15 protein-coding genes are annotated in these 23,891 nt (G+C 48.9%); 1 reads left to right on the top strand and 14 read right to left on the bottom strand.

Annotated features, from left to right (window positions below; all coding sequences use genetic code 11):
* Nucleotides 1-30: 30 nt before the first annotated feature.
* The 9 genes from H1A11_RS13880 to H1A11_RS13840 form a co-directional block, all read right to left on the bottom strand.
* Nucleotides 31-1,353 (bottom strand): MFS transporter, encoded by a 1,323-nt coding sequence (locus tag H1A11_RS13880; protein ID WP_005824972.1) that lies wholly within the window; start codon nt 1,351-1,353, stop codon nt 31-33.
* A 27-nt stretch (nt 1,354-1,380) separates the two neighbouring features.
* Complete coding sequence (locus tag H1A11_RS13875) at nt 1,381-2,700, bottom strand: SpoIID/LytB domain-containing protein (protein ID WP_098031834.1); 1,320 nt, start codon at nt 2,698-2,700, stop codon at nt 1,381-1,383.
* Between the two features lie 41 nt (nt 2,701-2,741).
* A complete protein-coding gene (locus H1A11_RS13870) occupies nt 2,742-3,674 on the bottom strand; it encodes a DUF4922 domain-containing protein (RefSeq protein WP_009037754.1) in 933 nt (310 codons plus the stop codon).
* 1 nt (nt 3,675) lies between these two features.
* Nucleotides 3,676-5,136 (bottom strand): glycosyltransferase family 2 protein, encoded by a 1,461-nt coding sequence (locus H1A11_RS13865; RefSeq protein ID WP_005834677.1) that lies wholly within the window; start codon nt 5,134-5,136, stop codon nt 3,676-3,678.
* Nucleotides 5,137-5,160: 24 nt separating this feature from the next.
* Nucleotides 5,161-7,020 (bottom strand): PQQ-binding-like beta-propeller repeat protein, encoded by a 1,860-nt coding sequence (locus H1A11_RS13860; protein WP_034523321.1) that lies wholly within the window; start codon nt 7,018-7,020, stop codon nt 5,161-5,163.
* Nucleotides 7,021-7,039: 19 nt separating this feature from the next.
* Complete coding sequence (locus tag H1A11_RS13855) at nt 7,040-10,030, bottom strand: xanthan lyase (RefSeq protein ID WP_181757344.1); 2,991 nt, start codon at nt 10,028-10,030, stop codon at nt 7,040-7,042.
* A 15-nt stretch (nt 10,031-10,045) separates the two neighbouring features.
* A complete protein-coding gene (locus tag H1A11_RS13850; protein WP_117688958.1) occupies nt 10,046-11,500 on the bottom strand; it encodes a sodium:solute symporter in 1,455 nt (484 codons plus the stop codon).
* 158 nt (nt 11,501-11,658) lie between these two features.
* A complete protein-coding gene (locus H1A11_RS13845) occupies nt 11,659-12,825 on the bottom strand; it encodes an exo-beta-N-acetylmuramidase NamZ domain-containing protein (protein WP_034532683.1) in 1,167 nt (388 codons plus the stop codon).
* A gap of 229 nt (nt 12,826-13,054) precedes the next feature.
* Nucleotides 13,055-15,148 carry a BT4734/BF3469 family protein gene (locus H1A11_RS13840; protein WP_057097743.1) on the bottom strand — a complete coding sequence of 698 codons (2,094 nt, stop codon included), beginning with the start codon at nt 15,146-15,148 and terminating at the stop codon, nt 13,055-13,057.
* A 371-nt stretch (nt 15,149-15,519) separates the two neighbouring features.
* Here H1A11_RS13840 and H1A11_RS13835 point away from each other — a divergent pair, with 371 nt between their 5' ends.
* On the top strand, nt 15,520-16,143 hold the full coding sequence (locus H1A11_RS13835; protein WP_181757343.1) for an HU family DNA-binding protein: 624 nt from the start codon (nt 15,520-15,522) through the stop codon (nt 16,141-16,143).
* Nucleotides 16,144-16,291: 148 nt separating this feature from the next.
* Here the strand turns inward: H1A11_RS13835 and H1A11_RS13830 are convergent, their stop codons facing one another.
* The 5 genes from H1A11_RS13830 to H1A11_RS13810 form a co-directional block, all read right to left on the bottom strand.
* The gene (locus tag H1A11_RS13830; RefSeq protein WP_005824948.1) at nt 16,292-16,600 is read right to left on the bottom strand and encodes a nucleotidyltransferase domain-containing protein; all 309 of its coding nucleotides are present in this window, start codon (nt 16,598-16,600) and stop codon (nt 16,292-16,294) included.
* Between the two features lie 3 nt (nt 16,601-16,603).
* Nucleotides 16,604-16,876: an HI0074 family nucleotidyltransferase substrate-binding subunit gene (locus H1A11_RS13825; RefSeq protein WP_005824947.1), complete on the bottom strand. Its 273-nt coding sequence runs from the start codon at nt 16,874-16,876 to the stop codon at nt 16,604-16,606.
* A 90-nt stretch (nt 16,877-16,966) separates the two neighbouring features.
* Nucleotides 16,967-18,520 (bottom strand): hypothetical protein, encoded by a 1,554-nt coding sequence (locus tag H1A11_RS13820; RefSeq protein ID WP_005824945.1) that lies wholly within the window; start codon nt 18,518-18,520, stop codon nt 16,967-16,969.
* Nucleotides 18,521-18,728: 208 nt separating this feature from the next.
* A complete protein-coding gene (locus H1A11_RS13815; RefSeq protein ID WP_008662805.1) occupies nt 18,729-20,414 on the bottom strand; it encodes a RagB/SusD family nutrient uptake outer membrane protein in 1,686 nt (561 codons plus the stop codon).
* A 22-nt stretch (nt 20,415-20,436) separates the two neighbouring features.
* Nucleotides 20,437-23,832: a TonB-dependent receptor gene (locus H1A11_RS13810; RefSeq protein ID WP_044468867.1), complete on the bottom strand. Its 3,396-nt coding sequence runs from the start codon at nt 23,830-23,832 to the stop codon at nt 20,437-20,439.
* Nucleotides 23,833-23,891: the final 59 nt, after the last annotated feature.

The raw sequence follows: 23,891 nt of genomic DNA, 5'->3' as shown, positions 1-23,891 counted from the left end.
ACTCACAAAACATTAATCATTAACCATTAATCATTTTTTTCCATATTCCGGGTCTATCCTTCTGTCTGCAAAAATGGTGACAACAACCGTGGCGAAACAGCATATCATTACCAACCAGAAGAAGTCCGTATATCCGATAGCCTCCTGGATATATCCCGCAAACATACCTGGTATCATCATGCTTAGTGCCATGAATGCGGTACAGATGGCATAGTGGGATGTTTTGAATTCACCTTCGGAGAAGTACATCATGTAGAGCATGTAGGCCGTGAAACCGAAGCCGTAGCCAAATTGCTCGATGGCGATGGCGGTTGAGATAGCAAACAGATTGTCGGGCTGGGCAATGGCAAGATAGACAAACGTCAGGCATGGCAGAGTCATGCATCCTGCCATCCACCAGATGGATTTTTTCAAGCCAATGCGTGATGCGAACAATCCTCCGAGGATACCGCCCAGGGTGAGGAATATGACTCCGATGGTGCCGTATACGATACCTACTTCTGCTGTCGATAGTTCCAGACCTCCCGATTCTTTGGAGGCAACCAGGAAAGGCATACACATTTTGATGAGGAATGCTTCAGGCAGGCGGTACAGCAACATGAACACGATGGCCAGCAATGCGCCCGGTTTGGTAAAATAGGTGGCGAATGTTCGTCCGAATTCTCTGAATATAGCTCCTGCAGTGGCGGCATCGGCAGCCAGTGTTGACTTATCTGAGGTGGGTTTGGGGACTGCAAAGAGGTGATAGAACGTCACCAGGCTGAACAGAACGGCTGTAACCAGCATCGTGATGGTCCATGACAGCGGAATGTTTTCGGTTCTCAGTTCGATGGCGCCGGCAATGGCTACGAGCACGCCTTGTCCGAAGATAGAGGCGAGCCGGTAAAACGTGCTTCGGATGCCAACGAAGGCTGCCTGGTCACTCTGTTTCAGTGCCAGCATGTAGAAGCCGTCGGCGGCAATGTCGTGTGTGGCAGAGGCAAAAGCCGTGATGATGAACAGCATCAGCGTGATGCTGAACATGCTGATGGGGGTTGTTCCGGCCGCCATAGTCGCCTCGTCCGGCCGTGGAATGGACAGCGTCAGCAGGATGAATGCCACAGACATCAGAATCTGCATGGAAAGGGTCCACCATCTTTTGGTCTTGATGATGTCGACAAACGGGCTCCAGAAGGGTTTGATAGTCCATGGCAGATAGAGCAGGCTTGTGAACAAGGCCATTTCTCCGTTCGGTACGCCCATTTTGGTAAACATCATCACGGAGATGTTGTTTACGATAAAATATGGAATGCCTTGTGCAAAGTACAAGGTGGGTACCCATGCCCATGGCGATATGTTTTTTGTATGGTTCATGATATTGATTTATTGTGTTCTATTCGATTATTCATACAGCTTGTCAATGCTGGCACCTATATAGTAGTGCAACAGTATTGCATCATACTTATACCCTTGCTCGCCCATCACGGCTGCACCTATTTGGCAAAGTCCCACACCATGCCCCCAACCGGCACCGGTGAGGATGAAGCGTCCGGGAATGCCTTCGGCGGACAACTCCTCTTTGTCTACCACGAAGGCAGAGCTGTAGAGGTGTGAAGTGGAGAGCGTGCGGCGGATTTCCAGTTCCTTGCCGATGGTGAGTGTGCGTTTGGTTCCCACAATCTTCAGTTTCCAGAGGCGTCCGCTGGTTCCGCGGGCTATGGGGATAAGGTCGATGATTTGTCCGTAGTCAATGCCTGAACGTTTCAGAATGAGGGCTGAAAGCTCTTCCTGGGTATATTCCACTTTCCAGCGATAGAAGTCCGTAGTCTCCTGGTCATAGTTATTGAGTACCTGCGAGAGGATTTTCTTGTCGGTGGTGTTGCAGAATGCTTCGGGGGAGGTACGAATCCAGCGGTCCGCTTCGACTTCCTGCGTCAAATCGGGCAGTGTGGCGTGCGTTTTGCTGTCTCGTTGTTGGGCAAGATAGGGGTATTTGATGTCTTCCCAGCAGTATTGGAACTCCTCGAAAGCACCGCCGCAGCATTTGGAGAAACGGGCGTCGCAAATCTTACCATCAGATGTCAGTACCTGGCCGCGGGTAGCGGAGATGGCTTGTTTCACAATATCGGTAGAGGCACGTGTAATACCCTGGTAGCGCTGACAATGGTCGTCGGCGCATACATCGAAGTGGGTGTGGTCCTCTCGGTCGTACCAGCGAATCAGCTCTTCGTCGGTCTGCGTAAAGGCCGAGTAGTTAGCTTGGGCTTCGGTGATTTCCTTATTCTTTTGTATTTGTGCCAGTAGCCAGCTTCGGGAGATGACAGCGTGTGCCTTGAGCAGCTCCGGAGAAGCGGTGGCACTCATCTCGGAGGAGATGACGCTGGTCAGATAATCTTCTACATGGATGACGTTGATGCCGGTGAGCTTTCCATTCTCAACGATGATTTTGAGAGCACCCAGAAAACGCTGGTCTTCCTTGCGCTCCCAATGGAAATTGATGCCGATGGTAACGTCCAATAGTTCGAAGGCATCGGTCTGCTCGTGTTGCGGTTCAAACAGCAGTTCGTCATACCGGCGTCCATTCCAGAGAATCTTGCCTTCGTCGTAGGTCACTACCTGCTTGCCGCTGACTTCCGTTCCGTCCATGCGATACGGATTCAGCAAAACGAATTCTATCTGCGGTTCAAACAGAATGCCTACTTGTACTTTGGGCTCTTTCATAATGGTATTTCTTTAAAATTAGAGTTCTTGGATTTCAGAAGTCATATTTTTTCCCTGATACGCTGCCGTACCTTGTGGAAATCTGTGGCAGAGAGGCATACTTCACTTAATATCTGCGCCACGTCTTCCGCAGTGATTTTCAAGAAATCCTTTTCTACGGGGGTGATAAAGACACCTCCCAAGTCGACGGATGCCGGGCTGCTCAACAGATTGGCTTCTCCTTCGGCAGTATAGCAGGCGGGGCGGTGTTTCTCGCGCGGGAAGACAAAGACCACCCAACGGTCGGCCTCGTATAGGACCAGTACGTTCATCATCGGCTCGTCTTCTTCGGGTTTCACGTCCAGAGAACGGTAAATGATGTCGAACAAGTCTGCCGCGTCCTCTTTGGAGGTGGATTCAATCACAAGTGTGGCACGGGGAGCGTCGTCAAGATACCACAGTGCTGCTTTCCTATAATCGGCTATTTTCCCGGCAGTCTGTCCGCGCCAGTCCTTTTCAATAGGCATGAACCCTTTGTTTCCTGCCTGGAAATGAGCATGGTCGGGGGCGGAAGCACCACATTTGGGACCGTTGTAGAAGATGGTGTAATCCGTCAGCGCCTCGGCCAGCTCCAGCATGTCGGTGAAGCGGGTGGCTATGCGTTGAGGGGTATGTGCCAGTTCCGGTACTGTCAGGTGGCGGGGGAAGATGGGGAACGGATTCACCAGAATATTGTAGTGTCCTCCGAACGGGATACCTTTCTGTACCGGCGGCAAATTGGCCGGGCACAGAAAGCATTTCCGTTCCAGGATGGACTTGGCATCCACTTTGGCACCGGAGGAAACGATGCGTGCCGGGTTGAACTGTACCTTATAAGGTATCCCGTTTACATTCAGCTCTTTCACCCGCACACCGGAGAGGGCGGCATAGTTGTTGCGTGCCGTCTCCCAGGATGCCAATTGTCCAGTCAGAAGATGGTGTATCGTTTGATTCATATCACTTGTTTTTGTTCATCGCTATGCGTGCCTGAAGTTCCCAGGTACGGATGCGGTCTTTGTAGAGGTTGTGTCCGTTCATTTTCACGATGTCCAGTGAGGCATCGGAGTTGTCGTCCCAACGGCGGCAGAGGTAGACCACGTCGTACACACGTCCTATCTGGTATTGGCGGGAGAAGTTCAGTCCCAGTGCATAGTCTTCGCCATAGCTGGTATTGGGTACTTTCACTTCGCGCAGCACCGGGGTATAGAAGGCGCGCGGGGCACCCAGACCGTTGATGCGGAGGGCGTTGTTGCGTCCGTTTGCCGGAGTCCATTCCTTGTGGTCGATGATGCCCGGAGCAATCATGTTCATGTTGAAGTCCGTCATCATATAGGTGCCTACTACCATGGCGCAGTTCTGCTCGTAGAAGGCGCGGACCATGATGGCGAGTGTATTTTCGTCTTTGTATACGTCATCGCTGTCCAGCTGCACGGCAAACTTGCCGCACTTGGGGTGGTGTACCCCCATATTCCAGCAACCGCCGATGCCGAGGTCGGTACGTTCGGGGATGATATGGATGACGCGTTCGTCATCCTTGAATTCATCGATGGCCTCCGTAGTGCCGTCTGTGGAATGGTTGTCGATGATGATAAGATTATATTTAAAGTCTGTCTTCTGCATCAATACAGATTTGATGGCGTCACGGATGGTACGGATACGGTTGCGTACCGGAATGATGACGGAGGCCTCATATTCGAAGTTACCGGCAGAGAACTCAATCTTCTTGAACTCCGGTGCCAGATATCCCCCGATTTCTTTCAGATGTTCGGTACATGCCTGCTCCATCTCAATCTGGCGGTCACGGTTTTTGGGGTCTACATAGTCGAAAATCTTTTCGCCGCTCTTGCGGGTATCGTTTTCCACCTCGCTGTATAAGTATTCGTTGATATGTACCAAGTCTGAATGTTGGCTCAATTTCAAGCGCAGGTCGTAAAGTCCGGCGAAGTTGTAGTCAGACTTCATGTGTCCGGCGGCTTCCTTTAGTTTTTCGGTGTTGAAAAGGAGCAGGGAGCCAAAGTTGAAGTCATCCCTCAAGGAACCGAATTGGTAGTCGATTACCGGAGCGTTGCTCTGCTTGCCGTCTGCTATTTGGTAGTGGTCGGCATATACCATACCGGCGCTTGAATCTTCAAGGATGTGTATCATACGTTCCAGTGCAAACATACCCATTTCGAGCGTAGTCTCTTTGGTATAAAGCAATGTGTATTCTCCTTTGGCTGCATTAGCAATAGCTTTGAGGGTTGCACTGCTGTAGGGCATGTCAACAAACAATATTTCGCAGTCCGGGAGCGATTCCAGAGTGGCATCGGTCGTGATTAACCGGATTTCTTCTATAAGTCCTGTCGCCTGTAGGCTATTCACTGTTTTTTCTACTTGTTCTTTTCCTGCGTAGGGAAGAAAGCAACTGATTTTATTCATGATATATCTTTTAATTTTTAATTCTCAATTTTTAATTCTCAGAAGTCCCACTTCCCCGCTGGTTGCCGTGAATAGAACTTCGTGGCCGTTCAACGGAACTACGGTACTGATGAGTGAATTTCCTATTTTATGTTTCCACAGTACTTTGCCTGTTTTTCCTTCCAGTGCGAAGATAAGTCCTTCTTTGGTACTGCCAAACATTACCCCCTCTTTTTCCACTTGCATGGAGGGGGCATGCTCATAACCGAAACCTACATTGGTTGCCCACAACTCCCGCGGAGTATCTCCTTGAGCTGCATAGCAAACAATGCTGTCGTTCATCGTTTTGCTATAGATACGTTCACCGTCTTCGGAAAGTCCGATGGTCTCGCGCACCATGGACTGGAAGGTGCGCCACACGGTATTGCCCGTATGGATGTCTATGGCGGTCATGGCGCGTTGCGGGTCGGTAATGAATACTTTGCCGTCGGTGGCTACCGGCCATACGGCGGCTGGAGAGAAGTGCATACGGGTCAGTCCGCCCGTCCATTTCCATAGTTCATGCCCGTTTGCCTTGCTCAGGGCATACAGTGTATTGTCCCATGCGCCGAAGATAACTTTGTCTTCCGTCACCAACGGCTTGGTCTCGATGTAGCCCTTCACGCTGGTGTAGGCCCAGATTACTTTTCCCGTATGGATGTCTATGGCACGGAAAGTGGCGTCACTGGCACCGATGTATGCTCTGCCGTCTGCGATGGTCACGGCTCCGAGCACCGGTTCGGCGGCTTCTACCGTCCAGAGCAGGCTGCCGTCTTTGGCGTTCAATCCGTAGATGCGACGGTCAGCAGACCCGAATACAACGATACCCTCGCTTACGGCCGGAGTACCGACAATGCGCTTGCCGGATTCAAAGCTCCATAGCTTTTTACCGTTTTTCAGGGCGTAGGCTGTCAGCTGTCCCATATCGTCTCCTACGAACACTTTATCTTTTTCTACGGCGGGAGAGCAGTAAATGCCTGCGCCCGTCTGCACCATCCATTGCTCCTTTACTTGCGGATACTCCTTGTTGACCGAGAAGTCAGGATATTTCTCTGCCTTTCCGTTGCGGTCGTAATACTGTCCGGTCAGCGAGAATGCTGTCCACTGCTTCTTGGGCTCGCCGATACGTTGCGTGTATACCCGGATGGAATCCCCGGTTACTTCATAGATGCCGTAACCCGGTTTCCCTTCTTTGTCGCACAGGTTGCTGCGCATCAGTACGCCCGGAATGCCGTCGTAACGTAAATCCCGGTTGCTGTGGTAGTGTCCGCCGATAAACAAGCGCACGTTGTAGGGGCGGACGGCATCCGTCACCTCATACCAATTGTCCACATCACCTTCCATTAGCGGGTAGTGGGTGACAAGTATCACCGGTTTGTCTTTGCCGTTTTTATCCATTTCTTCCGTCATCCAACGGATATCTTGCGGCACTACATGCCCGTAGGCCATACGCATCAGCGGACCGGAGTTGAAGCCGAGGAAAAGGAATCCCTTATGCTCGAACTCGAAGCGTTCGCCGCCAAAGATTTCTCCGAAAGCGGTACAGCCGGAGTCGCTCCATTTCGTTTCATGGTTGCCTAGGACTACGTGGTAGGGGACCTTCAGCAAGTCAAGGCACGATTTCACTTTTTCCATGGTAGTACGGTCGCCTTCTTCGGTCAGGTCGCCCGTCACCAGGACAAAGTCGATACTGTCGGTGGCATTAATCTGTGCCACGGAACGCAGCAGGTCCTCTGTGGGATTCGGATTGTTCGGGGTCAGATGAATGTCCGTCAGTTGGGCAAAACGGAATGTCCCTTGCTGTGCCTGCATCCCCAGGGGGAGCAGGCAAGCCATCAGGACGATTATTAACAGTCTTCTGTTCATAGATGATGATTGGTTGATATTACTTGTTGTCGTTGAAGAATGTCAGTACAGCATTCATGAATGCCTCTCTTTCAGAATCAGTACGTATGGATTCAAAAGGGAATCCCAATACAACAGTCTTGTAGTCGCCTTGGTAGGCCACACCGGCACTCAGGTTGTTTTCAGAATACCGCATCACAGTGTGCGCATCTTTGGTTGCCGGTTCAATGGCGTCCGGTGATTCCACCACATACGAATCGGCATTCAGCTCATTGTGATAGGTATAGTTTCCTGAAAGGGCGGGGAACGGAGAAGCTACGCTTTTCACCTTACCCATTGTAGCCGCTTGTCCCACACGCCACTTATATTTCAGTACTTCCATCGCAAATTTCTTGTCGGCTTCGTCGGCGGTTGCAAGGCGGTTGTCCCATAAATCCGTTCCTACAAAAGCGCCCGAAACAAAGATATTTCCACCTTGCTTACAATAAGCCGCAATAGCCTCCTGCATCGGTTTGCTGAAAGTCTTGAACTCCAACGGTTTTACGCCTCCCCGTCCCATCTTGGTCTGGCATTGCTTCCCAAGTATCAAGTCCACATACCTATACTCCCTCATATCCACCGGAATATTCTTCTCTCCCTTTCCTACGGGGGAGAGACTTTCATTACTAACCGATACAAACGAATATCCCGCTTTCAGGATAGCGGCACCATGTATGGCAGGATAATCGAACGTATTTCCTGCGATGACTTGGGTCTCGTAATTTCCATAACTGTCGCCGAAACCGGAGGCGTCGTCGTCCATCCAGGGAATGGAACGGCGGTATTCCTTCATCTTGCCAATGTAGCTGATGTCATGGATATAGGGGACCCCGTGGTCCTGCTCATCCAGAAATCCGGCAAGGAGGGTGTCGGCGGGGGCGGGGGCCGTAAAGTCGGCAGGGGCACTGATGCGGTCGAATCCGTTTATCACCAATACGGTACCTTTGGAATTGAACGCCCGTCCGGCGGAAAGAATTTCGGAAGGGAAACTCTCGCCGCCCTTGTTGACAGCGGTAACCTTGTAGCTGCATACCATGCCGGCGGGGAGCGTGGTTCGGTAACTGTTGCCGTCCACCAATACTCCGTTGTCGAAATCCCCGTCGCCGATACGGGTATAAACAATGTATTTCTCTGCTACGGCAGTTGGTTCCAACGCATCCGCTACGGGTTGCCAGGTCAGTTCCACTTCGTTCTCGCTGGTCATGCGCAAGGCCATGTGGTCTACCGGTAACGGTTGCACTACATAATCCATGTTGTATTGTGAGCAGAGGAACTGAAGCATACCTTTGTAGATGGCGCGGCTTACGGTGAAACGGAAACGCGGGTCCAGTCCGTAGCGCATGTCTGCAAAGTTTTGATGGGAAAGTAGTTCGAGTAGCATGGTAGGTACGCGGGGTACACGGGCCTCATAGTAGGATTGGTTCCATTTGCCCCGGCGTGTCCATTGGGGTTCGTAGAGGGTACGCACGTCACGCACGATGTTGGACTGAATCAAGTCTGTCAGGTCGTGGCTCAAGTAGCGGGATGCTCCGTTGGCGAATTTCTCATTGTAGGCGTTGGTATAGTAGATGCCGAGTGTCCCGATGATGGAATCGTTCAGTGTAGTTCCTGCATCGGAGTGGAAGGCAAAGGCCATGTTGACAGGGATGTTCAGCCCTTTTTCCGTCGGGTTCACGGCAGAGCCTCCGGAAAGGTAGTTCACCCAGATACCACGGCATTTATAGTCGTCGGTATAGTCATTCTTGCCGTTGCTTTCTGAATATACGCTGTCCGGTATGCCTGCCCATTGCAGCCAGTAGCGGGCGGCTTCGCAGAAACGGGGATAACCGCTGACTTCTCCCCGGGCTATGTTTCCCATGCCGCCGCCTATCTTCACGGCGTCGGCGGTGATGATTCTTCCTACTTTGGAGGAAAGGTTGCTCAGAACGACTTTGCATTCATTGTTCCGACCGGCATTGAAGCCGAAGGTGCCGAGGTAAATCCAGGTGCCGCCTCCCATTTGCTGGTTTACCTTGAACTGCGTGGTGCCGCCTTTGTGATAGACGGTGTAAAGGGCATCGTCCGCGCTGTTTGGCAAGGTTTGGTAAGAGACGTATACGGCGTATTGTCCGGTCGAAGGGATTTCGGGAATCCATTCGGCGGTGCTTGCGTTTCCTTTCTTGATGGTTTCTATGGCGCGGTAGGTGCCTTCCTTGAAAGGATTCTCAAAGTCTATGTATTGGGGGCGCAGGTGGGCGAAGCCTTGTCCTGCTCCCTGGCTCCAGAGCTTGTCACCGGAATTTTCTGTATAGACGGAACGGCCGGTCAGGCAACCGTCATTGTCTACGATGACTTCTGCCGTCTGGCAATCGCGTTCGCGGGGAAGCAGCACATTGGCACCGGCATTTTCCAACATCGGTACGAGGAAGGGCAATACGTAGCTCTGGGTGTAGAGGTCTTCCACGGTCTGGAAGATACGCGCACGCTGCCATTCCCAGCGGTCGAGTTTTGATTCGTAGTACCAGCCGTGGCTTTGCCATAGGGCGATATGCCGGTTATGCAAGCCGTTGGTGGGGGTGTAGGGGGAGGAAACTTCGGTAACCAGAGGCTTGGAAGCGACGGGGCTGAATGTCTTCGTCTTTTTGTCTTTTTTACTGCGCAGGGCTTGGGGAACCAGTTCTTCGATACTGCGCTTGTTGGTACGGATTTGCAGCTTGTATTTGGCAAACTCCGCCGGCAGCAGGGCGCTTACCCCTTGGTAGATTTCGGCCACATTGTCCTCACGGAAAGGAATATAGGCACAGTTCATGTTGGCAAACAGTTGCAGTGTATTTCCTTCCACAGCCACTGAGTCGATGCTGATACGTCCTACGGAAACTTCTTTTCGTGCGGTGGTATCCAGGAATTTCCCGATTGCCTGACGGACATCCGTCGGAAGTCCTTGCGCGCCTCCCGCGTGGGGGAAGAGGGAGGCGGCAAGCAGACTAAGTAAAAACTGACGTCTTACATTCATAGATGATGTATTAAGTTAATTGTTCTTTTTATCTTTCTTAATCAATAGACAGAGACCGATGAAAGTGAACAGTGCATTGAAAATCAGCAACTCGTAGCTGAATTGATAACCTCCGAACCAGGCTTCGGAATTTTTCTGCAGAATGAAGCAGAGAACCGGGGAGGCGATGGCAACCAGCGGGATGTACTTGTCACGCACTTGTTGTTTCATGAAGATGCCGAAAGCAAACAGACCCAAGATAGGACCGTAGGTATAGCTTGCCAGGATATATACAGCATCGATGACACTGGTGTTGTTGAGAAGATTGAATACGAAAATGGTGATTCCCATAACAACCGCCATGCCGATGTGCACTTTCTTGCGCATCTTTACAACCGTCTCTTCCGACTTGCCTTTCGTTCCCAGAATGTCTACGGTGAAGGAAGTGGTCAGCGCGGTGAGTGCCGAGCCTGCGGCTGAATAGGCAGAAGAAATCAGGCCGATGATGAACAGTATGCCCACAATGGCAGGGAAGTAGTTGCCGGTGGCAATCAGCGGGAATAGTTCGTCACTCTTCTCCACCGCAATCTGCTGGTTGGCGGCAAAGATGTAGAGCAGCACGCCCAGCATCAGGAAAAGCAGGATGACGAAGAACTGCGAAATGACACTGGTAATCATGTTCTTCTGTGAGTCCTTGAAGTTCTTGCAGCTCAGGTTGCGCTGCATCATGTCCTGATCCAGCCCGGTCATGGCAATCATGGTGAAGGCACCGGCGAGGAACTGCTTGAAGAAGTACTGCTTGCTGTTCACATCGTCGAAGAAGAAGATGCGGGACATGTCACTGTCGGCAATGGTGCTTACCATACCGGTAAATGACAGATTGAGGTCGGAAGCGATATACCAGATGCAGAGTACGACCGACACCACCAAGCAGAATGTCTTCAGAGAGTCTGTCCAGATAAGAGACTTTACGCCACCCTGGAAAGTGTACAACCAGACCAGTGCCACCGTGATGGCCACGTTCAGCAGGAAAGGCAGTCCGAAAGGTTCGAATACCAGTAGTTGCAACGTCAGGCATACGAGGAACAGACGGACAGCGGCACCGAGCATTTTGGAGATGAAGAAGAACCAGGCACCCGTGCGGTAGGAAGACATGCCGAAACGGTTCTCCAGATATTCGTAGATGGATACCAGGTTCATTTTGTAGAACAGCGGTACCAGTAGATAGGCTATGATGAGCTGTCCGGCAATGAAGCCCAACACCATTTGCAGATAGCCGAAGTTACTGGCGGCAACCATGCCGGGTACGGATACATAGGTCACACCCGAAATGGCGGAACCAACCATCGCGAAGGCCACGACATACCAGGATGACTTACGGTTACCGACAAAGAATCCTGCGTTGTCAGCCTTTCTTCCTGCAATATAAGATACCGTGAACAATATCACGAAGTAGGCAGCGATGGTAATGATTACGGAAAGTGGAGTCATGAGGTTATTTACGATTTTATGATTTACGATTTACGATTGAAATTACTTCTTTTGATGATATGTACGACTTTGATTATCCTATGTACGCTCTGACGTTCTCTTCCAATTCACGTTCATTTTTTAATCGTAAATCGTAAATCGTCAAATCGTACATCCCTTTATTCTTCGTAGAGCAGGTAGGGCTTGCGCTGTACCTTGAATTTCTCTACGTCGTCTTTCCATCTTGCCTTGATTTCTTCGGCGCTCTTCCCTTCCTTTATCATTTTGCGCACGTAGTCGGTGCCTATCAACAGTTCGAAGAAGGAACGGAAGAAGTGGTCGTCCATGTTCAGATTCCGGTAAGCGTCTATCACGTAACTCAAGTCAATACCGCGTTTCCAGATTTCCTCGTCGCTCATGTTGCTCAGGTTCACGCCGTGGCAAAGCTTGCCCAGCTGGGGCGGATTCTTGGCTCCGGGAACACTGCGCGGGGTGAAGCTGTAGCTGTAGCCCGTCATGTTGGGATGCCCGTAGACCTGGAAGGGGAGGTCGGTTCCTCTTCCCAGACTGACCGGAGTGGCCTCGAAATAGCAGGTCGAGGGGTACAGATAGATGGACTTCATGTTCGGCAGATTGGGGGACGGGGGAATCGGCAGCTTGTATAGGGTCTGGTGCGTATAGTTCTTGCAGGGAATGACGGTCAGGTCGCAAGTGCGTGACGCCGGCAACCAGCGTTCGCCGTTTACCATCAGGCCCAGTTCGCCCAGCGTCATGCCGTGCACCACGGGAATCGGCAGCCAACCTACACCGGATTTATATTTCATGTCCAGTATCGGGCCGTCCACGTAGTGTCCGTTCGGATTGGGGCGGTCCAGTATCAGCACCTTGCGGTTGTATTCTGCACAAGCGTCCATCAGCCGGCACATAGAGGCATAATAAGTATAGAATCTTAGGCCTACATCCTGGATGTCTACCACAAGGATATCAAACTTGCGCATGGATGCTTCGCTTGGTTTTCCGGATTTCCCGTCGTACAGCGAGAGGATAGGTACTCCGGTCTTCTTGTCTACCGAGCTGGACACGTGTTCGCCTGCGTCGGCATCTCCTCTGAAACCGTGTTCAGGGGAGAAAATGGCTACTACATTGAACTTGTTTTCCAGCAGAATGTCCAGCAGATGCTTGTCTCCTATCATTCCTGTATGATTGGAGAATATGGCAATTCGTTTATCTTTTAGGATTGGAAAATACTCGGAAGTCTGTTCATCACCTAAAATAACTCGTTCTTCTTGTGCCCGGCACAGTAAAGAACTACATAGCACAAAGGCTAAAAGCAGCAGTTTCTTCATAATAGTATTATTAAGGAGGACGTTGTTTGCAACAAAGATACGTTTTATTTTAATATCAAAAACACTTATTTGGGTATTTTTAGTATTATCAATCATAATTTGCAAATAGTCAACTGTTCACCTTATTAATAATGGTTGAACTGCATCAACTGCGTACGGAAATACTTTTTATAAAAAGAGTGAGGGCCAAGTTTGCCCTCACTTTGGTACAATCGGTGGGAGTGCCGGTTCATTCTTCTATTCTTACCAGATGATAAAGTGTTCCCCGGTTCGATTTCTTGTTGAGGATGTCCAGCTTGCGGAGCGTGCGCCCGAAAGCTGCTATCCGGTTGATGGCCAACTTATCCCTCGTTTTCTGTTGCAGGTCGTTGAAAATCTGCATGGCTGTGAGCCATTCGCCTTCTTCGCTCTCCTCCGCGCCACGGAAATGGCAAAGGAAAAGTTCTTCCAATGGGTCTACCCGCTCGAATTCCCGGTTGTACTCCTTTACGATTGCTTCGTCAGTGTCGTCCAGCCAGTAGCGTTCACCCTTCATGATGTCGTGCATGGCTTGGGCATAGAGCTGGTGATAATTGATAGTGACGTTTGTCTGGATAGGACCGGTCACTTCGATGCAGATGAAACGGCGACTTCCCGACGGGTCGGTCAGCAGGTCTTTCAGATTGCTGGTCCCGATGAAGGAGGCATAGCGGCGCATTTCCTGAATAGTGCTACCGTAGGGCTTTCGCAGGTTGGCAACCGGTTTTTGCAGGAGGTGCTTCAAGAAGCCTTGCTGATTGGCGTTTATCTGGTCGAATTCGTCGATGTTAATCAGAAAAAAGCGGCCAAGGCTGCGCTCCGCTTCCTGCTTGCTCTTGAAGTCGATACTGTCGGTGTAGCCGAAACGCAGCTCCGGTGGCAATAGGATACGGCAGAAAGTACTTTTGCGGTAACCTTGCGAACCTACGAGCAGGGGCGAGGTATTGTTGCCGTGCTGTTTGTCGATTCCCCGCCAATGTGCCACCATGCCAAGAAACCACCGGTAGAACAGTTCCCTCCAGTGGGGATTGTGGCAGGGCACGAGGTCGGCCAATGCGCGGATGCGGTCTTTGCCGTCCCAGCGTCCGGTGTTATAGAGATATTCTTCGATGGGGTTGTATAGCGGCACGTAGTCCGAAGACAGGAAGCGGGTGATGTCGCGGTCCCACACACGTACTCCCTCTTTCAGTGCCTTCATGGCGATGCTGCTGCGTACGCGCTGGTCGGCAGGTTGGAAGTAGAAGTGGATGGAGTCGCGCTGCCGGTATTCCAAGTCGCCAAGCACGGTGTTGTAGCGGAATTCGTAGCGGCGTTTCATGAACTCCTCCAGCCGGAAAGCAGTTTCCTGGTCTTTGTTCAGGCTGCTGCGGGTGCCGAAGCCTTTCAATTCCCCGTAAAGGTTATGCAGCGTCAGGCGTACAAGGGGTTCGTCTGCCTCCCGGTAGTAGTGCATCAGTGTCTGGCGCACCGCTTCTTCTTCAGGAATGCCGGCTTTGAAGCAATGTTCGGCAAGGCGGGACAGCAGCGGGCGCAGGTCGTCGCCCCGTCGCCAGTTGTCCAAATCGCGGAAGGCGCGGTCGAGGGCGGCCTCGAAGAGCAGGTTGCATGTGTCCGCCACTTCGTAGCCGGGAGTCATTCTCAGCAACGGATTGCTTTCCTGCTGTTTCCGTTGGCGGTAGTTGTCTTCCGAGGGCAGGGCGCAGGGCTGTTCCAGGCAGAAGGCCACGGCGGTGGGGCTATAATAGGGCTGTTCGTCCACGGTCATCCGGCAGCTTTGTAGGAGTGAAGGAGCCTGGAGGGTGATGGGGAAAGGGAGAAGGGGTTGGTAGCACTTCACTGCCAGGCGGTAGGCGTGGGCGTGGAATAAGGCGATATCGTCTTCATTCTTTGGAAGCCCTCCGTCGGGCAGGGTGAAGCGTACCCATATTTTGGCGCTTCGTCCGCTGGAGCCACAGAAGGCGGCAAAGGTTTGCGGCAGCAGGGCGGCTTGTTGTTTCACCAGTTCGGCTTCGGCCACCCCGGCCAGATTGTTTACTTCCAGTAGTACCAGCCCGTTGTAGGTCTTTATCCGGTGTTCTCCTGCTTTGGTGCGGGTCATTTCTACGGCGGGATAGAGACGCGGCAGTCTGTCGATATGCTCATATCGGGCGTTGGTCCCTTTCAAATGCGGGATGATGCTACGCAGCTCCGTAATGTATCCGGTCTTGTTCTCTGTTTTCAGCTTTTCCATCAACATGTCCGTTTCTTGTGTGCTGACGGCCTCTTTTCCGCTTTCGCGTTCCTCTCTGATCAGTGTGATTTTCATTCTTTATCGTGTATGTAATATTCTTGTAAAGATACGCCGGGAAAGGGGGGGATACAAGCTTTTCAAGGATTATTTTCCGATTGGCTTCTTTTTTGGGGTGGAATGTCTATATGTTTCTTTTATAAAAGGTGTTTGTTTCTTTGCTTATCCCCATAGTTTTGTCTATTTTTACACCAGAGTTTATGAACAGTCCACTAAAGTGGTCTTTCTTGTTCATATTAGTGAACGGAGCAGCTCACTACAGTGAACGGTTCTGCTCACGGGCTGGGCTGTGATATAACCTTTGTACTTCAACAGACTGCGTACGTACTTCGCACGTGTTCCGTGCAGTGCTTTATCGTATAATGTAACCCTTTAACGCAGTTTGAACTATGGCTATTTTGTTTGATTGGTACGAGAATCCGGACTCGTACGACAAATCTCCGGAAGATAAAATCCTTCATCCCCGTCTCCGCCTAAATGGGAGCAGGTCTACCGATGAATTGCGGCGGGACATCCAGGCACGTTGCTCATTGACAGAAACCGATGTGACGGCTGTGCTTGATGCTGTGTCGCACGTCATGGGCAGGGAACTTGCCGAAGGAAGGCAGGTGCATCTCGACGGCATCGGCTACTTTCGCGTGTCGCTCACCACGATCGAACCGGTAGTGGCTGCTACCAAGCGTAAGTTGACGAAGGTGAAGATGGCGGGTGTGAAATTTCGTGCCGACCAGAAACTGAAAAATGAAATTGGTATCATCAAGGCAAAGGCTTTGAAGGCAAACGAGCATTCGGCTAAACTGACGGATAAAGAGATAGACCGTCGGCTGACCAACTATTTCGCCACTCGCCCTTTTATGACACGGAATGACTTTCAAAGCGTTTGCGGCATGATGCGTACTACTGCCATGCGGCATATCCGTCGGCTGCGCACCGAAGGAAAGTTGAAGAATGAGGGAACAATGCTGCAACCGATTTATGTACCCGTTTCAGGATATTACGGTAAGAATGAGTGACTTATAACTTTGAACGAAGAAATCTTGTGGTGAGGGCAAATTTTGCCCTCACTTTTTAAATTTGCTCTCACCCACCTCTTGAATGCCGATGAATAGGGCGATGCGTGCGAAAGGTGAGGGTGGTGAGGGTGGATGTGTGAAATTTAGTTTAGTTTGATGGGCGGCTGAATATGGGTATTCCCATACGGTGTATATGTTCCAAAAGGTCGGCATTCTTTAATTTGCCATAGATGGAAAGGTCTACGCTGTAAGGCAAAAGCAGGTCGTCTATTTCATCGGAAAGGCTGCTTAAAGTATTATACGTAAGTCTGTCTCCCATCAGCGTGATGTCTATGTCGGAAAAAGGCTTGAAATTTCCTTTGGCTCGTGAGCCGTACAAAACAGCCTGCTCTATTTCTTCATGTTTCCGGAAGAGATTGCATAGCTTTTCCAGTTCATTGTCGGTCAATCCGTACATAGCTCAATCGAATAAGGATGGTGTATTCAAGGATTGCATTTTCTCTTCAGAGACTACATCGTTGTCATGATTGTGCGATGTCAGATTTCGGGCTTCTATAGTCTCCGTCCATTGCTTGTCATCAATCAATCCCATTTCAAGGGCTTTGCGTATGGCATCACGGGAGCTGCGGATGTCGGTATACCCCTGATATTCTGCATAGTCCTTCATCACTTTCCAGGCCAGTTCGTGGGTATATTCAAAACGCTGTATCCATCGTATGTCTTGCTGTACCATGATAGCTGTCTGTTTTTAAGTAAGCAAATATAAGCTTCTTTTGTGTAACGAGCAAATGGATGGGGGCTTTTTCGTGAAAGCTGTCTGGGGCTATTTTGGAGAAAGGCTGTTTTTAGGTGTGGAATAAGTTCCTGAATTTGTTGAGCCGATGTCGAAATAGTTATATATGTATGTTCTGGTTCCACATGCATTTATGAAATCAACCGTTACGCAAACTCGTTCAATTTCATGACTGTTCCGACTGCTGAAAGTAGTGAAATAATATCCTTGCATGTCTACCTCCCAATCGCAGTCAACACTCCAATGAAAATCATGCGCACCTTCAGGAATAGGATTCAATCCGCATTCACCTCCGCTTTGTGACAGATAGCCATATATAATGTCATGGTCATTTTCTTGTATTCCTGATACATTGAAAGTAATTGGTTTGGAAAACTGAACAGTGTATTCCTTTGTGTGTACTATTGCGGTTAAGGTCGTATAAATGGAACTGCCTCCGGGTGTCCCTAAATTATTCAGGGTGATAGCAGGTGATGCCTGATTTAATTGCGAATATAAATCGTTGCCAACAATCCAATCCACTGTTGCTTTTGTGGGAAAATTCTTGATACTGAATGTCCCGTTGTCACAGATTACGTCAGGGCCAATCAGTTGCATTGATGTCTTAGATACACTCAAAGGTAGCTCATTGGTAAAATTATCGGTTTGATTTTTATATTTGTAGCTCACTTTGACACTTGCGTTACCGGGTTGTGTCGGTACGATTGTTACCGTAGAGCTGTTCTGACCACTTACTATCTTAATATTCTTCCCGGTCCAATAAAATGTATGTGCCTTGCTGTCATTGATGGAATATATGTATTCTTTATATTGTTCAATATTTCTGTAGCCATCTATTTGAGGACCCATATTGGGAAAACTGATATTGCTTTTCCGAGCCATGAAATACTCTTTTGCTCCGATAGAATTTATGTAGAAATCATGGACTTCTACTCCGACATCGCTGTTCTTGAAGGCTTGCTTTGATTTCAAATTTATTTGGAATCTACTTTGTGTGACAGATGCACTTTGAGAGACTTCAGCGAATAGATTTTTATCGTAAGTCCACTTTATGCCCGTATCTTTGTTTATGGAATAATTGCACCAAAGTGTTATCGTATCTCCCAATTCAAATGTTGAAGGGGCATTGATTGGCATAGGTTTCATTTTGACATTGATGTTTCTTAGATCTGCGGTAAGTTCGATTGTACTTTTTTCAGGACGTACCATCAGGGTAGAATTACTACCTGCTTTAGTCCATAATACATTTATTGGAAAATGGTTTTTTCCTGCTGGAATTTGGGTTACCCATGTACTCTCGAATCGTTCTTGGTAGTTTGTTTTGAATCGTGCTTCTCCACCGACTGCTGAAATTCTTATACCTACAGATTGTTTTTGTATAGGAATACTTAAATCATAAGTGTAGTAACCATCACTAACATAGGGGTTCATTTCGCCCGTAATAGTACCGCTTATGTAGGAAGCACGTGTTGTGACATCAGAATAGAAATCCTTATCTTGTAACTCGTCTGTTTGTTCTTCTTTGTTGCAACTACTATTGATGAAGCAGATTAGTAGTACGAAAAATATGTTCTTCTTTTTCATGATATGTTTCTTGTTAGTATGTTATGAACGAAGGGAAAGTATATGATATTGATTTATGGTTCCTTTTAGAAGGTGCTATTCGTGTTTCTATACACCTTTTAAAGGGAATAACAAAAGCGTCCATACATTTGTATTTAGATACATGGAATGTATGAACGCTTTAATTAAATCCAAACGAGGTACAGCGCGATATGCTGTTTTTAGTTGATTACCAACCCGGATTCTGCTTCATGTTTTTATTTAGGGTCAACTGTGTAGTTGGAATCGGGTAGAAATAATGTTTGGCTTCATAAGTACGGATTTGTGCATCGGAGGCATCTATATATCCGTTCTTGGTCGCTTCTTCACAGTCAGGCACATTGCTTACGTTGGCGCCCAACATGGTGTTCGGGTACTTGGTTGAATCCAATTTGTCGAGCTGGTGCCAACGGATTAAATCCCAATATCGGTACCAGTTATCCATAATCAGTTCGCAACGGCGACAGCGGCGTATCTCCCAAATCAGATTGCTTACTCCCATATTATTGGCAGGATCGGCATCTGGAGTAGTTGTCATAGCCGGCAGGCCGGCACGAGCTTGAAGCTTGTTTATGGAGTTGTTGAGATCGTCTTGTGTGAGAGAACCCATTTCGGCTTTGGCTTCTGCAAAGTTCAGATAAATAACTGAAATCCAATAGAGCGGGCAGTCGGTGTATTGGTAGCCGATGTTGTTTCGGTCGCTTACACTCAATTCTTCGGGGTTATCATACTTGGCGATGCCATAACCGGTCGATGTGGTGAAGGCTGCTACACCGGCACGGCTGTAGGCGTGGCCTCTGAAAGAAAGTACCGGGTCAAGAATTTCGGACAGGCGCTTGTCGCGTACGGCCAAAACCTCTCTTATAGAGTAATTTTTGTCTGCATCCAATACGGCTGCATCGTCCTTGTTTTTCGAGGTTGTTGCCAACGGTTTTCCATCAAGGAAAAGGAAACTGTCGAATGCGTCCTTTGAAATGCCGTGCGTACCACTTGTGTTGATTGTGTAGTCAATGGTGGAGTGCCTTAGCGAACTTTGTGCATAAGGCTTGTAGAAAATCATTTCCGGATTGCTTGCCAGGCTGACAGAATTATAGTTGGCTTTGTAACTGTTACTTAGAGAGTAGTTTTTGGCCATAAGATATTCGCAGGCTGATACACATTCTTGCAAGTATTTGTTGGCGCGGCTCTCATCAGCGGCTTTGCCATTCTCGGCTTGAGTGCGATATTTGCAGTATGTACCTTCATATAAGGTGATGTCTGCTTTCATGGCATATGCCATGTCGGTGCTGAAACGTTGCCGATTGCTGTTTGCGGTAATGTGTTCGCACGCATAATTGATGTCTGCCAGCACATGGTCCATCACTTCATCCCGGTCGGTGCGTGGTCCGTAGAGGGCTTCGCTGTCGGCTGGGTCGATAACTTTGTCTATCCATTGCACATCGCCGTACATACGGACCAACTGATAGTATTCCCACGCACGGTTCATGCGTGCAAGACCTTCATAGTGGGCCTTTGTTGCTTCATCAAGAGAGGAAGACTGTACACCGGCAATGATATAGTTGGCGCGTCGGATTTCTGTGAAAGGGGCTGACCAGTTTGTGGAAGATGCGACCACGTTAGTGTAAGTCCAGTTATGGCTTTCTGCATCTACCTGGTCATCGCTTATTGTTTTGAAGTAGAACCATCCTCCACTGGCTCCGTTGCCAAAGCCGGTAAAGTTGTTATAAAAAGTATTGCACTGATTATCCAAATTATCGGTGTTGCTCCAGTATGCCGGAGTATTCGTGAAGGTATCCAAGGGGGATTTGTCCAGCAAATCGTTGCAACCGGTTAACATCGCCAGCGCTGTGACCCCATATATAAATAATTTCTTCATTGTTCTTAAGTTTTTGAGGTTGTTATAATGTTACCTGGACTCCAAATGAGAATGTGCGTGTAATAGGAGCTATACGTCCCCATCCACCGGCTGTAAGTCCATTGCCTGTACTGATTTCGGGGTCGACTGGAAGGTCATTCCCTTTGTGGAGCAGAAAGAGGTTGCTGCCACTGAAGTAGATACGTGCTTTCTCAATGTAGGCTTTGCGTGTCCACTCTTTCGGAAGGGTATATCCCACAGTTACGTTCTTCAGACGAAGATAGGACATGTCTGTCAAATAGCGGGATTGGGGATAGTAGTTGTTGCAGCCGTTAGCTATACCGGATACGGTACCTCCACTATTATTTGTACCACGATAAAGACGTGGATAACGGTTGCCTTGATTTACCTCATAACCGGTAATGGCGGTATAGTCTGAATTCCAAAGCACTTTGTTATAGCTTGTTTGGTGGGAATAGATGGCTACGTCGGCATGTACCATGGCGGGAAGGTTTAGGGAAGAAGTCGTCCAGTCCTCACGTTTGCCTACACCTTGGAAGTAGAGGTCAAGGTCGATACCTTTCCACGCTCCGCCTAAATGGAAGCTGTATTCGTAGCGTGGCATAGAGTTTCCGATGACTTTCAAATCGCCGTGGTCGTCTGCTGTGCCTTTTCCACCGTCAATCTTGCCATTGCCGTCCAAATCCTTGAACTTGACGTCTCCCGGGCCGTAATGGAAATTACCGGATTCCAGTCCTGCCTGGCTTGCAATGCCGTTTGCATAATTCCATGAGCCGTCTGCATTTTGGCTGGTGAAGTCTTTTTCCTCGAAGTAACGGTCGGTTTCAAAACCGAAAATGTCACCGTAGGTTTTACCGGTGTAATAGGTGCTGAGCAGTTTGGAATCATTGTCCCACTTTGTTACTTTAGTCTTGGAGTCACCGATGTTGAAGTTGGCATATACGTCGAAGTCGCCGAAGGTATGGCGCCAGTTCAAGTTCAACTCCCATCCACGTGTACGTAAGGTACCGGCATTTTCATAAGGAGCAGAAGCACCCAGAGTGTTCGGCAATACTTGTGCCGGTGCCAGCATGTCACGATTCTCACGTTGGAACCAGTCGAAACCTATAGTCAGTTCGTCATTCAAGAGACCCAGGTCAAGACCTATATTGAGGGTGCGGATACGCTCCCAGGTCAAAGTACTTGATACCAAATCCGGCATGTTATACATGGTCAGGAGATTAGCGTTGGCATTATTGTTTTCAATCCAATAGATATAGCCGGTACTTTTATTGTTCAACCGTTGGCTTATTAATTGTTCGAACATGTAGTCGCCCACAGCCTCGTTGCCGATTTCGCCAAAAGAAGCACGCAACTTACCATTGCTGACAATATGTTTCAGTGGGGCGAAGTAGGCTTCTTCGGAGAAGCGGTAGCCGATGGATGCAGAAGGGAAGAAGGCCCACTGGTCGGTATGGGGGAAACGGGAAGAACCGTCGTAACGTCCGTTCAGTTCCAATAAATAAATGCCTTTGTAGTCATAATTGATACGGCCGAAATAACCGGCAGAAGCGCGGGATGTATGATTCCAACTCAAATCTTGTCCATCCTTGCCAGCCATATTCAGTTCGGGGTATCCCTCTTGATCGTACATCACATTGCGGGTACCATACAGATATTTGTATTCCTCTTCTTCTGCGTTGACACCTGCCATTACATTCAGGTTGTGTTTTTTGGCAAATGTTTTGGTATAGTTTACGTATGCGTTGGCCGTCCATGTGTTCTGTTTGGAAAAGTCTCTCCAGATACCGCTATTGCCTTTAGTGACGATGTAAGAGGGTACCGGTTTCCCGCTCCAATTGATGCCGTAAACGGAGTTGTCCTGCGAACCGCTGTTCATATTCTGAATGGCATATGTAAAGTCTGCATTAAGGGTCAGTCCTTTAACGATTTCAGCTTTCAAGAAGGTGTTCATACGGGTCAGGTCTGTTGTCACTTCACGATCGGCAGCTTGCTTCTGCATGGCCATGACGCGTGTGTCATAGCCGTCGATTGTGCCCGAAGGAATGAAATAAGAACCCCAACGCCACAAATATTGGTAGGTGTTGGCCCATGTGTCCGGGCGTTTATAGTTCTTACGACTATAGTTGATGCGTGCACCCACCTGTAGCCAGTCGTAAACATTAGTGGTGACATTGACTGAGGCATTGTACTTTTTTAGTTCGTCCGGGTGAATCTTCATCTGTCCTTGCTTTTCGTTGTAGCCGAAAGATAGGTAGTAATTGGTCTTACCAGATGTTCCTTGTATAGAAACATTGTGGCTCATGGAAGGAGCAGCTTTGTTGAAGTAGATGTCCTGTACATCCCAGTCAGCATAATAAAAAGGAGTGCCGTCCAATACGATATAGTCACCCACGTTACTATCGCTTTGGTAGAGGTTCATAGGACGGTAGCCGGTCTTGCCGCCGTTCTGTTGCTGCCACTTTTCGGCGTAAGGTAACAATTTGTCGAAATACATACCGAACAATTCAGGCATACCGGCACCACCGTTCATACTGGCTTCGATACCCATCTTTAATTGTGTGGGTACATCGGGATAGTCCGGCAGGTAAGTAGCTTGATCCCATGCAAAATTGTTGCTGTAATTGATGGTAACCTTTTCGCTAGGCTTTGCGCTCTTGGTATTGATTAGAATCACACCGAAAGCGGCGCGCGTTCCATAAATGGAGGAAGCGGAAGCGTCCTTCAGTACGGAAATATTTTCGATGTCTTGCGTATCGAGGAAAGAAATGTCATCCATCGGAACGCCGTCCACTACAATGAGTGGATTGCTGACTTCTCCATTACTCAATGTCCCCAAACCACGTATACGCATGGAGGCTGTCTCGTCGATGGCACCACTTGTGGTGAGAATGCTTAGTCCCGGAACAGCCCCTTGCAATGCTTTGGCTACATCTTGTTGTGGACGACCTGCCATTGTCTTGTTTAAGTCCACTGTAGAAACTGCTCCTGTCAAGTTAGCCTTCTTTTGTACACCGTAGCCTACTACTACTACTTCATCCAGCATCTCGGTATCTTCTTTCAGAGTTATTCTCATCGTTTTGGCTGCCTTCACTTCTTGTGTCTGATAGCCCACAAATGATATTTTTAGTGTTGCTCCCGGTGTTATGGTCAATGTAAACTTACCGTCTAAGTCGGTAATTCCGCCGTTGGTAGTCCCTTTTTCTACTACGCTGGCACCGATAATCGGTTCGCCGGCTGCATCGACAACTAAACCGCTGATGGTGATAGCTTGTAATTGTTCTGTTACACCAAGCGATTTATCAGGATTGGCTTGTGCAGCCATCACGTTGCCGCTACTTAATAACAGTGAGCTGATTGCCACTGCTGTGAGGAGTTTGCTATGTGTTAGTCCTCGTTTTTTGTGATCTTCATTCATAAATGATTGATGATTTGTTGTTAATTAAATACTTCTTAAATTTAGGGTAAGGGTAATAA

Source organism: Bacteroides sp. CACC 737 (assembly GCF_013874375.1).
Classification (GTDB): domain Bacteria; phylum Bacteroidota; class Bacteroidia; order Bacteroidales; family Bacteroidaceae; genus Bacteroides; species Bacteroides uniformis.
Note: the sequence above shows the minus strand (reverse complement) of the source record. Positions and strands in the feature narration are given on the sequence as shown.

Excerpts from the sequence above, each read along its gene's own strand:
- H1A11_RS13880 (WP_005824972.1), bottom strand. The coding sequence starts at position 1,353 with ATGAACCATACAAAAAACATATCGCCATGGGCATGGGTACCCACCTTG.
- H1A11_RS13875 (WP_098031834.1), bottom strand. The coding sequence starts at position 2,700 with ATGAAAGAGCCCAAAGTACAAGTAGGCATTCTGTTTGAACCGCAGATA.
- H1A11_RS13870 (WP_009037754.1), bottom strand. The coding sequence starts at position 3,674 with ATGAATCAAACGATACACCATCTTCTGACTGGACAATTGGCATCCTGG.
- H1A11_RS13865 (WP_005834677.1), bottom strand. The coding sequence starts at position 5,136 with ATGAATAAAATCAGTTGCTTTCTTCCCTACGCAGGAAAAGAACAAGTA.
- H1A11_RS13860 (WP_034523321.1), bottom strand. The coding sequence starts at position 7,020 with ATGAACAGAAGACTGTTAATAATCGTCCTGATGGCTTGCCTGCTCCCC.
- H1A11_RS13855 (WP_181757344.1), bottom strand. The coding sequence starts at position 10,030 with ATGAATGTAAGACGTCAGTTTTTACTTAGTCTGCTTGCCGCCTCCCTC.
- H1A11_RS13850 (WP_117688958.1), bottom strand. The coding sequence starts at position 11,500 with ATGACTCCACTTTCCGTAATCATTACCATCGCTGCCTACTTCGTGATA.
- H1A11_RS13845 (WP_034532683.1), bottom strand. The coding sequence starts at position 12,825 with ATGAAGAAACTGCTGCTTTTAGCCTTTGTGCTATGTAGTTCTTTACTG.
- H1A11_RS13840 (WP_057097743.1), bottom strand. The coding sequence starts at position 15,148 with ATGAAAATCACACTGATCAGAGAGGAACGCGAAAGCGGAAAAGAGGCC.
- H1A11_RS13835 (WP_181757343.1), top strand. The coding sequence starts at position 15,520 with ATGGCTATTTTGTTTGATTGGTACGAGAATCCGGACTCGTACGACAAA.
- H1A11_RS13830 (WP_005824948.1), bottom strand. The coding sequence starts at position 16,600 with ATGTACGGATTGACCGACAATGAACTGGAAAAGCTATGCAATCTCTTC.
- H1A11_RS13825 (WP_005824947.1), bottom strand. The coding sequence starts at position 16,876 with ATGGTACAGCAAGACATACGATGGATACAGCGTTTTGAATATACCCAC.
- H1A11_RS13820 (WP_005824945.1), bottom strand. The coding sequence starts at position 18,520 with ATGAAAAAGAAGAACATATTTTTCGTACTACTAATCTGCTTCATCAAT.
- H1A11_RS13815 (WP_008662805.1), bottom strand. The coding sequence starts at position 20,414 with ATGAAGAAATTATTTATATATGGGGTCACAGCGCTGGCGATGTTAACC.
- H1A11_RS13810 (WP_044468867.1), bottom strand. The coding sequence starts at position 23,832 with ATGAATGAAGATCACAAAAAACGAGGACTAACACATAGCAAACTCCTC.